This window comes from Haloarcula amylolytica JCM 13557, from assembly GCF_000336615.1.
GTDB lineage: Archaea > Halobacteriota > Halobacteria > Halobacteriales > Haloarculaceae > Haloarcula > Haloarcula amylolytica.
In genome coordinates this window covers 253,404-267,963 of the sequence record NZ_AOLW01000015.1, presented here as the reverse complement: position 1 = coordinate 267,963, position 14,560 = coordinate 253,404, and the positions used below count along the sequence as shown (strand labels likewise).

Annotated in this window: 16 protein-coding genes; 9 read left to right on the top strand and 7 right to left on the bottom strand. The window is 63.9% G+C overall.

All coding sequences use genetic code 11. The annotated features are described in order from the left end of the window. From C442_RS07225 to C442_RS07210, 4 genes are all read right to left on the bottom strand, one after another. A complete protein-coding gene (locus C442_RS07225; protein WP_008309124.1) occupies positions 1 to 981 on the bottom strand; it encodes a carbohydrate ABC transporter permease in 981 nt (326 codons plus the stop codon). Positions 982 to 1,059: 78 nt separating this feature from the next. Then, a complete protein-coding gene (locus C442_RS07220) occupies positions 1,060 to 2,589 on the bottom strand; it encodes an extracellular solute-binding protein (protein WP_008309122.1) in 1,530 nt (509 codons plus the stop codon). Positions 2,590 to 2,820: 231 nt separating this feature from the next. Beyond that, positions 2,821 to 3,897: a TrmB family transcriptional regulator gene (locus tag C442_RS07215; RefSeq protein ID WP_008309120.1), complete on the bottom strand. Its 1,077-nt coding sequence runs from the start codon at positions 3,895 to 3,897 to the stop codon at positions 2,821 to 2,823. Between the two features lie 61 nt (positions 3,898 to 3,958). After that, on the bottom strand, positions 3,959 to 4,948 hold the full coding sequence (locus C442_RS07210; RefSeq protein WP_008309118.1) for an aldo/keto reductase: 990 nt from the start codon (positions 4,946 to 4,948) through the stop codon (positions 3,959 to 3,961). A 59-nt stretch (positions 4,949 to 5,007) separates the two neighbouring features. Between C442_RS07210 and C442_RS07205 the strand changes: the two genes are divergently transcribed. The 5 genes from C442_RS07205 (at position 5,008) to C442_RS07185 (ending at position 8,875) form a co-directional block, all read left to right on the top strand. Continuing rightward, positions 5,008 to 5,883, top strand: a complete 876-nt coding sequence (locus C442_RS07205) for a hypothetical protein (protein ID WP_049942882.1) — start codon at positions 5,008 to 5,010, stop codon at positions 5,881 to 5,883. A gap of 334 nt (positions 5,884 to 6,217) precedes the next feature. After that, complete coding sequence (gfcR, locus tag C442_RS07200) at positions 6,218 to 6,856, top strand: transcriptional regulator GfcR (protein WP_008309114.1); 639 nt, start codon at positions 6,218 to 6,220, stop codon at positions 6,854 to 6,856. Between the two features lie 115 nt (positions 6,857 to 6,971). Beyond that, entirely contained in the window at positions 6,972 to 7,169 is a 198-nt protein-coding gene (locus tag C442_RS07195; RefSeq protein WP_008309112.1) for a DUF5800 family protein, read from the top strand. A gap of 156 nt (positions 7,170 to 7,325) precedes the next feature. After that, positions 7,326 to 8,492 (top strand): thiolase domain-containing protein, encoded by a 1,167-nt coding sequence (locus C442_RS07190; protein ID WP_008309110.1) that lies wholly within the window; start codon positions 7,326 to 7,328, stop codon positions 8,490 to 8,492. Beyond that, positions 8,489 to 8,875, top strand: a complete 387-nt coding sequence (locus C442_RS07185; protein WP_008309108.1) for a Zn-ribbon domain-containing OB-fold protein — start codon at positions 8,489 to 8,491, stop codon at positions 8,873 to 8,875. Before C442_RS07190 ends, C442_RS07185 begins: the two co-directional genes overlap by 4 nt. A gap of 3 nt (positions 8,876 to 8,878) precedes the next feature. Here the strand turns inward: C442_RS07185 and C442_RS07180 are convergent, their stop codons facing one another. The 3 genes from C442_RS07180 to C442_RS07170 all read right to left on the bottom strand — a co-directional run bounded on the left by C442_RS07180 (position 8,879) and on the right by C442_RS07170 (position 11,405). Further along, on the bottom strand, positions 8,879 to 9,820 hold the full coding sequence (locus C442_RS07180) for an alpha/beta fold hydrolase (protein ID WP_008309105.1): 942 nt from the start codon (positions 9,818 to 9,820) through the stop codon (positions 8,879 to 8,881). A 107-nt stretch (positions 9,821 to 9,927) separates the two neighbouring features. Then, the gene (gene meaB, locus C442_RS07175) at positions 9,928 to 10,986 is read right to left on the bottom strand and encodes a methylmalonyl Co-A mutase-associated GTPase MeaB (RefSeq protein ID WP_008309103.1); all 1,059 of its coding nucleotides are present in this window, start codon (positions 10,984 to 10,986) and stop codon (positions 9,928 to 9,930) included. Further along, positions 10,983 to 11,405, bottom strand: a complete 423-nt coding sequence (locus C442_RS07170) for a cobalamin B12-binding domain-containing protein (protein ID WP_004592670.1) — start codon at positions 11,403 to 11,405, stop codon at positions 10,983 to 10,985. Before C442_RS07170 ends, meaB begins: the two co-directional genes overlap by 4 nt. A 186-nt stretch (positions 11,406 to 11,591) precedes the next feature. Between C442_RS07170 and C442_RS07165 the strand changes: the two genes are divergently transcribed. From C442_RS07165 to C442_RS07150, 4 genes are read left to right on the top strand one after another with little or no spacing between them, the layout of a single operon-like run. Beyond that, complete coding sequence (locus C442_RS07165) at positions 11,592 to 12,266, top strand: glycosyltransferase family 2 protein (RefSeq protein WP_008309102.1); 675 nt, start codon at positions 11,592 to 11,594, stop codon at positions 12,264 to 12,266. 2 nt (positions 12,267 to 12,268) lie between these two features. Next, complete coding sequence (locus C442_RS07160; RefSeq protein ID WP_008309101.1) at positions 12,269 to 12,655, top strand: DUF2304 domain-containing protein; 387 nt, start codon at positions 12,269 to 12,271, stop codon at positions 12,653 to 12,655. Further along, positions 12,648 to 13,505, top strand: a complete 858-nt coding sequence (locus C442_RS07155) for a polysaccharide deacetylase family protein (RefSeq protein WP_008309100.1) — start codon at positions 12,648 to 12,650, stop codon at positions 13,503 to 13,505. Before C442_RS07160 ends, C442_RS07155 begins: the two co-directional genes overlap by 8 nt. Further along, positions 13,502 to 14,524 (top strand): lysylphosphatidylglycerol synthase transmembrane domain-containing protein, encoded by a 1,023-nt coding sequence (locus C442_RS07150; RefSeq protein ID WP_008309098.1) that lies wholly within the window; start codon positions 13,502 to 13,504, stop codon positions 14,522 to 14,524. The genes C442_RS07155 and C442_RS07150 overlap by 4 nt, the downstream gene beginning before the upstream one ends. The last annotated feature ends 36 nt before the right edge of the window (positions 14,525 to 14,560 follow it).

The following is a 14,560-nucleotide window of genomic DNA, read 5'->3' as shown; positions in this document are numbered from 1 at the left end:
TTAGATCGCGTCCTCCCCTTGCCAGACGATGAGTCCCATTACGACCGTCCCGATGATGGCGGCCGTCACGAACGCGATGGCCGCGGACGTCCCCTCACGGGTGGTGAACGTCGCGACGACCATACACGACAGCGACGGCACGACGGTACAGCTCGACACCGTGTCGATGATCCCGTACACCCGCATCGCCTGCACGGACCGGAACAGCACGGCGACGCCGATAGTCGGTAGAATGAGCGGGAACGTGATGAGCTTGAACTGCTGCCACTTCGTCGCGCCGGCGACCTTCGCCACGTCGTACAGGCCCCGGTCGATGCTCTGCAGCCCTGCCAGAATGAGCAGGGCCATGAACGCCGACGTCTTCCAGATGTCGGCGACGATGATGATAAACGTCGCACTTGCCGTGTCGTTGAGCGTGTTCGTCGGCGCGAGCAGTCCGAGGTCAGCAAGCGGTGGCGTCAGGAACCCGACGTTCGAGTTGAACATCAGGAAGAAGATCATCCCCTGAATGACGATTGGGACGGCCCACGGGATGATGATAGCCGCGCGAATCCACCGCCGACCGTAGAAGTCTTGGTCGAGGATGAGCGCCTGTCCGAGGCCGATGAGCGTCTCGAACAGTACACTCACGACGGCGAAGATTATCGTGACGACCAGTGCGCTGTTCAGCAGTGCACTCATGCCAAGCCCTTCGGGAAGGAACGTCGTTCCGCCGGGCAGGTACCGGTTCTTCTCGCCGGTGAACAGCTCGACGTAGTTCCCAGCGCCGACGAAAGTCGTGCTCGAAAAGTCCGCCGAGAGCGCGAACAGCGACAGCTCGAAGGTCCGCAACAGCGGGTACAGCGCGACGATACCCAGAAGTACGAACACGGGAACCAACAACAGATACGCGTACTGCGTGTCGCTGAGGTTCTCCATCCAGCGCATCACGCTGACGAGTGCCCCCGAACGTCTGGATTCACGGCCGGTTTCTGTGCTCATTCGGTTACCTCCGTCCGTCGTTTGAATGTGTCATGGTAAATAATCACAGGGGTAGTTTTGTAACGGTTGCCCGTGGCTTCAGGTCTGCTCGGTCTCTTCCAGTGCGGACTCTAGCGTCGCCATCGCGTCGGCCGAGGAGGCTTCCTGACCGACTGCGCGGTTCGTTTGCTGTGCGATCTTGCTGGACTGGTCGCTCCAGACACCCGTCACCGGGCGCGGCATCGTGTTGTTACCGGCGACCTGCAGCGTGTCCATGTACCGGCCAACGACGGGCACGTTCTGGGCCTCGCTGGAGTTGAACAGTTCGGGCCGCGGCGGCAGCCAGCCCTGGACGGACAGCAGCGTGAGCTGGAAGTCCGGCTCCATGGCGGCGCGAATGACCTGTGTCACGGCGTCTAAGTCCTCGCTGTTGGGGTTGACCGTCATGTGCCAGCCACCGAGGGCGGCCGTGGTACCGCCCGTACCGGGCTGTGCGGCCTCGCCCTCGGGAACGGCGTACGGAATCGGCATCGCGCCGAGGTTCTCGCCGAGCGCCGGGTCCTCGGTCTCCTCCGGGTTGCGGCCGCCGAGCGCCAGCGAGTAGGGCCAGTTCCGGTGGAAGACGGCGTTGCCGTTGACGAACGGCGCGCGAGCGTCTTCCTCCTTCCAGCCGAGGATTTCGGTCGGGGTGAAGCCGCCGCCGTACCCCTCGAACTGCCCGTCGAACTCCTCGTCGTGGACGAACTTCCGCATCATGTTGAGGGAGTTGATGACCTCTTCGTTGTTGACCGTGATCGGCCGCTCGCCGATCGGCCCGAAGAGGTTGTCGCGGCCGCCGAAGTACGCGCCACCCCACGAGGACATGACCTCGTTGAACGTACAGCAGGAGGTACCCTCGTAGATGTCCCACTGGGTGGTAAACCCGTACTCGACATCGGCGTTGTCGTAGGTGTCCGCGGCGATGTTCGACCACTCTTCCCACGTCATCGGCTCGGTCGCCCAGTTGTTCTCTTCGGGGCTGTAGCCGGCTTCTTCGACGAGGTCCTTGCGGTACTGCATCGTCGGGAAGTCCGGGAACACCGGGACGCCGAACAGGTCACCTGTGCTTGGATTCCGGGCCGTGTCCGTGAACGCCGAGAAGTAGTTGTCCGACACGTCCGAGAGGAGTTCCTCCGGCAGCGTCTGCGAGAGGTTCTGGAGCTGACCCCGCTGGATGAAGATGTTCGTCCAGCCGTTGTCCATCAGGAACATGTCCGGGTTCGTCTCGCCGGCCGAGAGCAGTCGGTTGTAGTTCGACCGGGCCGCACCGGTGTCCTGGTCACGCGGGACGAACTCTATCTCGATGTTGTCCGACAGGCCGTTGTCGTGCAGTGCCTGCTTGATTGCGTCGCCGTTGTTCTGGACGGCCACCGGGTCGAAACCCCACTGGACCGTCGTCGTCTCACCGCTGCTACCATCGCCAGTCGAACCACCGTCACTCCCGTCACCGCTACCGCCGTCGCCACCGCCGACGAAGTCAGCACAGCCTGCCAGTCCACCGACAACACCTGCTGCTCCGGCGGCACGGACGAACCGTCGCCGGGAGACGCCTGTCGAGTTCCGCTCGCCGCTTGTGCCATTGTCCGACATATCTATTCTGAGCTATCCCGGACACACCTTAAAGGTTGTCCATAATTAACCACAGGTGTTGTTAATTGTCGGCCTCGGCCCCCAGTCGTGATATATTATTGACTGTTGAATACCGTATAAATCTTTCAGTATATATACGTGCGGATAGGTCAAACAGCTGTTTGCCACACAGCGGAGCTCAAACGCGCAAACTGAGGGAGAGTTTACCGGCCCTGCGAAAACAGCGGCTCGCTACTCGTAATGGACGTTCGTAATCGTGACCTCGGTCGCTTCGATTTCTTCGATGACGGCCCCCCAGCCACCGACTTCGTACGTCCCGTCGTCGGTGACCAGCGTCGCACTGATTCGACCGGCCAGTTGTGCCAGTGGGACGGGGTCCTTGCGACCGATACTACTCCCGGTGTAGTCGATGTCGGTGACGCGCCCTGTCAGCTCGACCGACTCTTTCGTTTCCGTGTCGTACCCCTGGATGACAGCCTCGATAGTCGCGTCCTCGTTCAACAGCGGTTCGATATCCCGGACCGCGTGACGGAGGTCGACGTACGTCGTCGGCGTTTCCGGCGTCCGTTCGGTGTACAGCGTGTCCCAGATTTCCCAGAGACAGGTCAGGAAGAACCAGTGGAAGATGTAGGTGTGGGTGCGGTCCTTGACGAGGACGCCGTACTCGTTGACTGAGTCGTGATGGGGCGCAAAACACGTCCAGGTCCGGTCGACCAGCACGAAAAACGGGGCTGGAATCTCACGGTTTCGAGCCTCCGTACAGGTCCCTTCGATGTCGGAAAGCGGCGGTACTTCCTCGCCAGGACCCGTACAGATGCTGAGTTTGATGTTCACGCCGCGGTCGTGGGCGGCAATGAGTTCCTCACGAACCGCGTAGAACTGCTCCGGATCGACGCCGACCTGAATCTGGTTTTCGGCCGTTTCGATGAGCTCCCGGGCTCGGCTGACGACCGTTTCGAACCGCTTGACGATACTGACCTCGTGGTCGGATATCTCGGGCTGGTTCCAGCGTTCCTCGATCGTCTCTGCCGCGTCGAGGTACTTGCTCGACCGGGACCGCAGATCTTCGAGGACCACATCGGGGTTGCGGGCGCGGGCGGTCAAGCTATCCTGCTGGAACGTCTCGATATACCCCTTCGTCTCCAGGTCCCGGAGCACGTCGTAGATCCGCGGGTCCGGAACGTCACAGGAGTCAGCGATGTCGGTCGCCGATGCGGTCCCCAGCCCCAGCAACGCCACGTAGGCCTCCGCCTGATACGGGGAGAGACCGGCATCTTCGAGGACATCGGTTAGTTCGCTGTCGTCCATGTGTGTACAGGGAAACTGAGTACGCAGTTAACGTGCATGGTTATCTATCGAGGTCCACAGGTCAGTCCTTGCCCTCGACCGGCCACTGTGGCTGTTTCGGGCCCTCGATTCGGGCGCACTCCTCCTCGGTCAGGTCGACGTCGAGTGCTCCGACGTTCTCCTCCAGATGGTCCATCGTCCGCGGCCCGATAATCGGCGCGTCGACGACCTCCTGATGGCAGAGCCACGCCAGGCTGACCTGTGCCGGTGTCGCGCCCTTCGCGTCGGCAATCGCCCGCACCTCGTCGAGGACCGCCCAGTTCTCGTCGCTGAATCGGTTTGCCGTGTACTCGTCCGTGCTTGCTCGGCCCTCGGAGAGGTCCTCGTCGCGTTCGTACTTCCCGGCGAGGAAGCCACCGGCCAGCGGCGACCACGGGATGACGCCGACCCCCTCCGTCTCACACACCGGCAGGAGGTTCGCCTCCTCGTGGCGGTCGACGGCGTTGTACTCCGGTTGCATCGAGACGAAGCGCTCGTACCCCTCGATGTCAGCCGTGTACAGCGCCTTCTGGAACCGCCAGTTGGCCATCGTGCTCGCGCCAATATAGCGGACCAGCCCCTCGTCGACGAGATACGTCAGCGCGTCCAGCGTCTCCTCGATGGGCGTGTCGTCGTCCCACCGGTGGATCTGATAGAGGTCGAGATAGTCGACACCGAGGCGGTCCAGCGTCGCGTGACACTGGTCGATGATGTGTTTCTTCGAGAGCCCGCCCCCGTTCGGCCCGTCGTGCATATCGAAGTACACCTTCGAAGCAAGCACCAGTTCGCCGCGGCGGGCGGAGTCGACGGCGTCGCCCAGAATCCGCTCGCTCTCGCCGTTCGAGTAGGCGTTGGCCGTATCGAAGAAGTTGATACCCAGATCGAGCGCCCGTTCGAGTATCCGGCGGCTCTCGGCCTCGTCGTTTAGCATCCAGGGCTCCGCGCTCCCGAAGTTCATCGTTCCGAGACAGAGTTCGGACACGTCGAGCCCTGTCGACCCGAGCGTGGTGTATGTCACCGGCGAATCACTCATGACACTTCATACCACAGCTGTTGTTAAAGAATTTTGGGACTGCATACCGTTGTCCGAACATGAGCCGGGAGTCCGCACCGCAGGAAACAGATCCGATGGACCCATTCAGAACCCTCAGCGACGAGTCGTACACCGGAGAGAACAGATGCTGGCCGTGTACTGTCCTGAATCTGGGGCTCGTTGGAATCAGTGTCATGTTCCTTCGCGCACGCAACCGCCCGCGGGCGAGCCTGCTGGTCGCCGTTGTCGGCGTCGCGGTGGTCTACCTTCGGGGGTATCTGGTTCCGTACACGCCCGAATTTGCCCCGCGGCTGGTGGCGGCGTCACCGGTCCCGGACGAGTGGTTCCACGGGGGCCGACCACACGGAGACACATCTCGGGAAGACCCGACTCGCCGGGAAAGCGAATCACTGGCCGACGGCGTGGAGATGGACGGGGAAACCGTCCTCCGGGAGCTATCGGCGGCCGGCATTATCGAAGTCGAAGGGGAGCGGCTGTTTCTCGCGACGGCTGTCGACACGGCATGGCACGAGCGAATGGACGAACTGGCCGACCGCTCGCTCGATTCGCTTTCGACGGCGCTGCAGGCGTCGCTCCCGCGAGTCGACTACACAGAACCGTACGCCGACGACGCGGAGTGGGTCGCACTCGGCTCCGACCACAAGCAGCTCCTTCCCCGACCGGTCGTCGTCGCCGAGCTCGCGGCGTACGAGGTCCTCGGCGAGCGTCTCGACGACGAGCGGCTCAGAGTCGCTGGCGCGGAAGCCTTCCGGATGTTTCTCGACAGGTGTCCGGTCTGTGACGCCGAACTGGTCGAGTCGTCGTCGGTGTCGTGCTGTGGCGGCCATCTGGGTCCCCATCAGGACCCCGACGAGACGCTCGTCTGTCCGACCTGCGAGCAGCGACTCTACACCTTTGAACTGAGCGACAACTGAACCGGGTTACACGGAACGGCCGAATCGGTGTCTGGTCCGGGATTCGAGTCGCTAGCCGGGTTCTGTTCGGAGAGACGATGGACGGGAACGGCGGGAGAGTCCCGCCTAACCGCTGGTGCGTGCGGTCCCGCGGACAACCATGCTCCGTGAGACGGTTGACGTCGGCCGGGTCGGAATGGTGGGGAGCATTGGTGACCCAACGGTGGTCCCACCTGATCCCGGACGGCAGGGGGAGTGAAACCCAGCCGGTAGAAATATACAACTGGTGTTGTAAATAAATTTTCGGTAAGTGAAGAACACTGCCTATTAAATCCTCGCACACGGAGATGGTGGTATGAAGAATATCGACGACCTCGTCGACAGCGCGTCCGACCTGGCACAGCGTGGCCTCTCTAAGGGCGAGATCGCTGACGAGCTCAACGTCTCCCGCGAGACGGCGAGTTGGCTTGTCGAACGCAGCGGCACCGGCACGGAACCGGAAACGAGCGACGACGGCGGTCCCCACGATATCCACGTCGACTGGTCCGCCGTCGGGCGGGACAGCAACCGGCTATACCACGCGGGGGCAGCGATGGCGGACCTGCTCTCGAAGAAAGGCGACGACGTGGACCTCACCATCGGCATCGAGAAGGCCGGCGCACCGCTTGCGACGACCGTTGCACGGGAGCTGGAAACCGACCTCGGGACGTACGCCCCGACCAAACACCAGTGGGACGACGACGAGAGCGAGACAACCGACGGTTCGTTCTCCCGGAACTTCGCGCAGATCCGGGACCGCGACTGCTACGTCGTCGACGACACTATCACGAGCGGCAAGACGATGGGCGAAACCATCGACGCGATCCACGAACAGGGCGGCAACCCCGTGGCCTGCGTCGTGCTGGCTGACAAGCGCGGCGTCGGCGACATCCGCGGCGTCCCGGTCTACTCCCTGCTGCAGGTCATCCGAGTCGGCAGCGACGGCGACTCGTAACAATCCTGACGGACTGACCGGAGCGCGTGTTACGTCGAGCGGCCGTCGAAGCACCTGAATCAGTGTGGCCGCGCGAGAGACTATCCTTTTATTCGTGCCGTGCGTAATTCGCGGCATGACTGTACTGTCGTTCGACGAACAGGGCGTAGACGTCGTCTACGAGGGGACGGAGTTCCGCCTCGAAAAGGCCCTCATCGAGGACGCCATCCAGAAGTCGTATCCCGACGTGACCGATCACGAAGTGCTGCAGATGGTCGAGCCGGAACCCGCGCTGTCGGGAGAACCCCAGCGTATCGCCGAGATCGTGAACTGAAGCGGAGATAGTTCCTTTCTGGGCGATAGACCCCTCGTGGGAGATAACCTCGATAAAGAACCCATACCCCGTTTTTAGGCGTTTATGGCCCCGAATATGCGCTAATTAAGCATCCGAGCAGTAGGCATTTAAGCCGTCAGCGCACACTGGGAGATAATGTCAGACCCACGTATCGCCGGGGCTAGCGTGACACATTTCGGGAAACACCCCGAGCGAACCGGCCGAGACCTGTTCGCCGAGGCCGGACTCGAAGCGCTATCGCAATCCGGAATCGACCCGGACGACGCTGAAGCCCTCTATTACGGCAACTTCATGGGAGAGCTCGCGGAACACCAGGGCCATCAGGGCCCGCTTATGGCCGAGGCCATTGGCCTGGACGTTCCGGCGACCCGCGTCGAAGCGGCCTGTGCATCAGCCGGCACGGCCGTTCGTGAAGCCGTCAAGACGATCCGGAACGGCGAAGCGGAGGTCGTCGTCGTCGGCGGCGCAGAGCGGATGACTAATATCGGGACGGCGGCGGCGACGGACGCGCTCGCTATCGCCGCCGACGACCTCTACGAGGTCCGCGCCGGGATGACCTTCCCCGGGGCGTACGCGCTGATGGCCCGGTCGTACTTCGACCAGTACGGCGGCTCCCACGAGGACCTCGCTCACATCGCCGTCAAGAACCACGAGCACGCGCTGGTCAACGAGCACGCCCAGATTCAGCAGGAAATCACGGTCGAGGACGCGATGGAGGCCCCGACGATTGCGGACCCGCTGGGCCTCTATGACTCCTGTCCGATTACTGACGGGGCCGCGGCTGCCGTCCTGACGACGGAGGCCTACGCTGAGGAACACGACCTGGACGCCCCAGTCGCCATCACCGGCACCGGACAGGGCGGCGACAATCTCGCACTGCAGGACCGCCCGCATCTGGCACAGACCCCCGCCGCCGACAAGGCCGCCGAAGAGGCCTATGGGGACGCCGGCGTCGGTCCAGACGACGTCGACTTCGCCGAAGTCCACGACTGTTTCACTATCGCGGAAGTACTCGCAATCGAATCGCTGGGCTTCTACGAGCGCGGTGAGGGCATCGCCGCGGCGCGCAACGGGGAGACGACCCGTGACGGCGACCTCCCGATAAACCTCTCTGGCGGGCTGAAAGCCAAAGGTCACCCGGTCGGCGCGACCGGTGTCGCCCAGTTGGCGACCGTTGCCTGGCTCCTCGACGGGTCGCACCCGCGGGCCGACGCCGTCCCGGACAGCACCGTCGGCGTCGCGCACAACGCGGGCGGCACAGTGGCGTCTACGACCGTCCACGTCATGGAGGTGCAAGAATGACTGAATCCGCACGAGACGGCGAGTACGACGACTGGCTCGACAGCATCGAATCGGACGACGGCTACTACCTCGAATGTTCGAACGGCCACGGCTGGCTGCCGCCCCGACGGGTGTGCCCGCGCTGTCACGACCAGGAACTCTCGGCGGTCGATCTGCCAGAATCCGGCGAAATCGCGAGCCACACGACGATTACCGTCCCGACGCCGCAGTTCGAGGACGACGCGCCCTACGTCACCGCCATCGCCGACTTCGGACCGGTTTCGGTCACGGGACTCGTCCGCGACGTGGACCCGGACGACGTTGCCATTGGCGACGTGGTCGGGATCGACGTCGGCGAGCGCGTGACGACCGGCGACAGAGCCGTCGTGTTCCGGCCGCGCTAACACTCAGTTCTCGACCGTTACCGAAGTCACTCTGTCGCGGACCACGTCGACGAACTCACCGGGGTGTTCGACGTGGGGCAGGAGCAGCGAGTCACCGAACACGACGAGCATCGCGTCCGCCTGGTCGGCCAGGTTGCGACCCTCCGACAGCGGCGTGATGTCGGCGTCCTCACCCCACACCAGCGTCACGGGCACGTCGAGGCTGGCCAGTGTTTCACCGAGGTCGGCGTCCGGGTCGAGGAAGCCGGAGACGAACGACGCCGGCGCGAACCGCGCGCCGGGCTGGTGGCCGCTCTGCCACTCGTAGTCGACGACGTCCTCGGTGAGATTGTCCATGTCGTAGTAGCCGTGGTCGGCGTGGAAGTGCCGGATGGAGGGTTTCGAGACGGTAAGGTTGTAGATGGCCTCGCCGACGACAGGCGCGCGGAGCAGCGAGCGGAGTCCGACGTTGCGACTCCCCATCGAACTGTCTGTCGGGCAGATGAGGATGAGTTCCTTGACGTCGACTTCCTGTGCCGCGCTGGCGGCGTAGGCCCCGGTCAGCGACGACGCGACGACGGTCGCGTCCGTGGTGGTGTCCTCAATGAAATCTCGTACGAACGCCGTGTACAGCGAGGCCGAGTACAGCAACGGCGGCCGGTCGGTGTGCCCGAATCCCGGCAGGTCCGGGGCGATGACATGGTAGTCCTCAGCCAGCGTGTCGAACACCGTGTGGAACTCGTGATTGCTGGCAGCGGCGTTGATGCCGTGGCACAACACGAGGTCCGGGTCCGACGGGTCCCCGGCTTCAGTGTACGCGATATCGAACCCGCGCCAGCGGTACGTCCCCTGTTCCCCGTCGAGCATCGGTTCGAACGCGCCGGCCCGCGACTGCAGTACGCGGTTGGCAGCGGCTGTCGCGCCGACCGCACCAACGACCGCCCCGAGCGCCTTGCGGAGTCTCATACTGACATCTTGGGGCCCGGAGTGTGTTATACATGCTGGAAGAACGTCAGATAACTGTCGCTATCGGCCCGGGCAAACATGGTTCCGCAAACGCGACAGTTCCGAAGTTAGCTCTCGTCGCGGCGCTCGTCGAGACACGCACGGAGCGGCGCGAGGACCTCGTCGACGACGGTGTACGGGTCGGTGTCGCGCTCGATGACGGCATCGACGTAGTGCTCGATACCGCCGCGGCGGTCGAGTTCGTCGACCAGTAGTTCGTTGGCGTCCTCCCGAAGGAGGGTTCGAATCTCGGCGGCGAAGCGCTCCCGCGCCTGCCCCTCTCGGCGGCCGGTTCGGTCCAGATATTCCCCGTGGTTGGCCAGCGCGTCCAGGAAGTCCTCGACGCCGTCGCCCCGATTCGCAACCGTCTCAACGATGGGTGGATTCCACGTCTCCGACTCGTCTTCCTCCTCATCGAGGTCGTCGTCGGACGCGTCGCCGTGTTCGGGGGCGAGTTCGGTCGGGCCGTGATGGCCGGAGTCCGGCCGTCCGCTCCGCCCCTGCAGCATCTCCCGGAGTTGCTGGACCGTCCGGTCGGCTCCGTCGAGGTCGGCCTTGTTGACCACGAACACGTCGCCGATTTCGAGGATACCGGCTTTGAGCATCTGTACGTCGTCGCCGCTCCCCGGCGGGACCAGTACGGCGACGGTGTCGGCGGTGCGGACGATGTCGACCTCGTTCTGGCCAGCGCCGACCGTCTCGACGATGATCTTGTCCTTGCCGAACGCGTCCAGCGCGGTCACGGCGTCGGTCGTCGCCGTCGACAGCCCGCCCAGCGAGCCCCGGGCAGACATCGACCGGAAGAACATGTCCATATCGCCCGCGTTCGAGGCCATCCGTATCCGGTCGCCGAGCACTGCGCCACCGGAGAACGGCGAGGACGGGTCGATAGCGATGACGCCGACGGTCTGGCCCTGCTCGCGGTAGGTCGCCGCCACCTTGTCGACCAGCGTGGACTTGCCCGCACCGGGGCTGCCCGTGACGCCGATAACGTCGGCTGTTCCGGTGTGCTGGTGAAGGTCGGAGATGATCTCCCGATACCCCGGCGAGCGGTTCTCTATCTGTGTGATGACTCTGGCGAGGGCGCTGTGCTTGCCCGCGAGCAGGTCAGCGACGAGGTCGCTCATCGCTCGGGCGCGTTCTCGTGGATGTAGTCGATCATCTCCTCCATCGACGCGCCCGGGCCGAAGATCTCGTCGACGCCCTGCCCGCGGAGTTCCTCTTGGTCGTCGTCCGGAACGATGCCGCCGACGAGGATGAGGCGGTCGTCGAACGCGTCGTACTCCTTCAGCCCGTCGAGAATCTTCGGGACGAGCGTGTTGTGCGCCCCGGAGAGGATGGAGATACCGACGACGTCCACGTCCTCCTGTACGGCGGCCTGCACGACTTCGTCGGGTGCTCGGTGTAGCCCCGAGTAGATCACTTCGAAGCCGGCGTCACGGAGCGCCCGCGCGATGACGTGTGCGCCCCGGTCGTGCCCGTCGAGTCCGACTTTCGCCACCAGACACCTGATGGTCCGTTCCGTCTGCTCCTGCTCGACACTCATGCCAGTACGTACCGCGCGGTGTGTTTTCATTCTTACCATGTTCATGATGAACCATGTTATTTACCAGCAACCGTCACTGCGGTCGGTTTGTCGTGCCTTACTCGGTCGAACGCGAGCGAGGGGACCACGGCGGAACGGGTTCACGGAACGACAATTCTAAGTTCGCTGCTAGCGGCGTTTCCACCAGTGCGAACAGTCGCCGTCATCCCCGCGTACAACGAGTCGTCCACCATCGGGTCGGTGATCGACGGAACGAGCCGCTACGTCGACGAGGTGGTCGTCGTCGACGACGGGTCGTCGGACGACACCGCGGCCATCGCTCGCGAGCACGGCGCACACGTCGTCACACACGTCTTTAACACCGGCGTCGGCGGAGCCGTCAGGACGGGCTACCAGTACGCGATCCGCCACGACTACGACTTCGTCGTGCAGGTCGACGCCGACGGGCAACACGACCCGGAGAAGATTCCGACCCTGCTTGACCACGCCGCGGACGCGGACATGGTCATCGGCAGCCGCTATCTGAACGAGAGCATCGACGACTACCCGCTCATCAGGCGGCTGGGAATCACCTTCTTCACGACCGTCGTCCGCAAACTCGGCGGCATCGACATCACCGACGTGACCAGCGGCTTCCGCGTCTACCGCGTGTCGGCGCTACAGGACATCCTCCACCGCTCGGACAACCACTGGGCGGTCGAACAGACGCTCGATGCAGCCCAGCGCGGCCACCGAATCGAAGAAGTATCGATAGAGATGCCGATCCGGGACGAGGGCGAGTCGCAGTTCAGCCTCGACACGCTCGTGCTCTACCCGCTACGCATGACTGACACGGTGTTTCGCGTCCTCCTCTTTCGCTAATCATGGTCTTTGGATTCGACTACTCACTGGTCAACCTCCTGTCGCTGGTCGTCGGGCTGGCCTTCCTCGCGAACGGGTACATCATCGTCAGAAGCGAACGCGAATCGCTAGAGCTGTTCGTGATGTCGCTGTTGCTCGGCGCGGGGCTCATCGTCGTCGCCATCGTCCCCAACGTGTTCGAGGTCGTGGCGCGGCTGCTGGGGCTGGAACTGAAAGCCCGAGCTATCCTCGTCATCTCGAACCTGACGCTGTTCGTGGCAGTGACGTACCTGCTCAACCGCATCGGACATATGTACGACCGGCTGTCGCGGCTGAACGAGGAGCTGAGCCTCCTCCGGAGCGAACTGGAGGAACACCAGCTACAGACCGAGGACAAGCAGGATGAGTAATCGCGCGGTGCTGTCGATAGATTTCGAACTGTTCACCCAGACACCGGCCTACCGGAGCGCGTCGGGGACGACTGACCGCGACGGCGTCGGCCTCGACGGCGGCCGGTTTTTCAGGGAGATGCTCGCGGAGTACGACGCGACTGCGACCGCGTTCGTGGTGTCGTCAGTCGCCCAGTCCCACCCCGACGCCGTGCAGGCGCTCGCTGACTCGGGTCTGGAAATCGCCTCGCACACGCACACCCACCAGTTGCTTTCGGACCTCGACAGCGACGGGAGACGAGCGGAACTGAGCCAGTCGAAGGACGTGCTGGAGCAGGTCACCAACGAGCAGGTCTCCGGGTTCCGTGCGCCCGCCTTCGACATCACTGACGACCACTTCGACCTGCTTTCCGACACCGGGTACACGTACGACTCGAGCGTCGTCTCGAGCCGGTCGATTCCGGGGTGGTACGGCGGCGAGTACGACGTCCACGAGCCGGTTCCAGCGACGGCGGTCCGTCCGAACGCGCCGGACACCATTACGGAGTTCCCGGCGAGCGTCATGCCCGGCCTGCAGTTGCCCCTCACCGGGACCTGGCTCCGGTTTTTCGGCCCGCGGTACACGGTTCTGGGCATGAAGCTGCTGGCCCGCCGGGGCATCACGCCGATGCTGTACGTCCACCCGTGGGAACTGGTGGACCTGCCGGCTGTCGAGGGAGTGCCGACACGGGTGTACGTCAGGACCGGCGACTGGATGCGACGGGCCGTCGAGCGGATATTGCAGCAGGACTTCGAGTTCACGACCGCGCGGGCGGTGCTGGCGGATGGCGAAACGGTCGCGACACGGCTACACAGGGGCGAGACGCCGTGACGAGCCGGGCTCGTGATCTGGGGATCACGGTCGCCCAGTACGGTCTCGCCGTCGTTGCGCTGGCGTGGCTGCTCACCCAGTTCGACATCGCCAGCGCGGTCGACCTGCTCGCCGGTGTCGATAGCGAGACGGTCCTCGCTATCCTTGCTATCAGCGTCCTCGGCATCTGTGGCCGGGTCTACTCGTGGTACGCGGTGATCACCCCGCTCGCACCGGTTCAATTCCGGACAGCCGCCGGGACGACGCTCATCGTGAACTTCGTCAATCAGTTGCTCCCCTCGCGGCTCTCGGGACGGCTGGCCGCGCCGTTCGTCCTCCGGAGCCAGACCGGAATGGCCTACAGCGACGCCGCCGCGGCGTCGGCGCTTCACACAAGCATCTTCGCGATCTACTACGGTGTCGCGGCGACTGCAGGCCTTATTTTGGCGATTCCACTGCTCCGGCTCGAACTAATTTTGCTATTGGCGCTTGCGACAAGTCTCTACTTCGCGGCCGGCCTCGCGATACTGTTTGGCGGCCTCAATCTCTCCTATCTGGATCGGCTCATCGGCTGGCTGTCGGGAGTCGCGGTCCGGGTTCCACGCGTCGGTGAGGGACTCGCGGCGCGGCTCGACGGCCTGCTCGAATTTACTGACAGTTCGACCACGACGTTTCGGTCGCTCGCGAGCGAGCCGGCAGTGTGGCTCCGCTACGCGGTCGGCTGGGCCGTCGACCTCGTGCTCGCGCCCGGCGTCCGCGTCGGCCTGCTGCTGGGGAGTTTCGGCGTCGCGTTCGAACCGCTGGTCGCGTTGCCGCTGTATCTTCTGGTCGCGTACACCGTGACACTCCTGCCGCTGACGCCCGGCGGCATCGGCATCACCGAGGCGACGGCGACGGCGGTGTTCGTCGCGCTGGGCATTCCGGCGGAGGTCATCATCCCCATCATCTTCGTCGACCGGTTCCTCAGTATTTACCTACCCTCGCTCGCGGGCTGGTATCCCTCCGTTCGACTCGATGTCACGTCATTGACGACGGAGTAGTCGGCGGAAAACGGAGCGGGAAGTCGAGAAAACGGC